The following is a 643-nucleotide window of genomic DNA, read 5'->3' on the forward strand; positions in this document are numbered from 1 at the left end:
AAGGGCGAACTGGGCGAGCAAGCCATTCTGGCCCTGGCCGAACAGCTGGACAGCTACATCCCGACGCCGGAACGTGCCATCGACGGTACCTTCCTGATGCCGGTGGAAGACGTGTTCTCGATCTCGGGCCGTGGCACGGTTGTGACCGGTCGTATCGAGCGCGGCATCATCAAGGTTGGTGAAGAAATCGAAATCGTTGGTATCAAGCCGACGGTCAAGACCATCTGCACCGGCGTGGAAATGTTCCGCAAGCTGCTGGACCAAGGTCAAGCAGGCGACAACGTGGGTCTGCTGCTGCGCGGCACGAAGCGCGAAGACGTCGAGCGCGGCCAAGTGCTGTGCAAGCCGGGTTCGATCAAGCCGCACACGCACTTCACCGGCGAGGTCTACATCTTGTCGAAGGACGAAGGCGGCCGCCACACCCCGTTCTTCAACAACTACCGCCCGCAGTTCTACTTCCGTACGACCGACGTGACTGGCTCGATCGAGCTGCCGAAGGACAAGGAAATGGTCATGCCGGGTGACAACGTGTCGATCACGGTCAAGCTGATTGCCCCGATCGCCATGGAAGAAGGCCTGCGTTTCGCCATCCGTGAAGGCGGTCGTACCGTCGGCGCCGGCGTCGTGGCAAAGATCCTCGACT

At 61.0% G+C, this 643-nt stretch carries 1 protein-coding gene; it reads left to right on the forward strand.

The features are described from left to right. On the forward strand, window positions 1-643 hold a 643-nt coding region (locus AC07XB_RS39035), incomplete at both ends, for an EF-Tu C-terminal domain-related protein (RefSeq protein WP_492833300.1).

The organism is Cupriavidus sp. GW821-FHT02F09 (assembly GCF_059421605.1).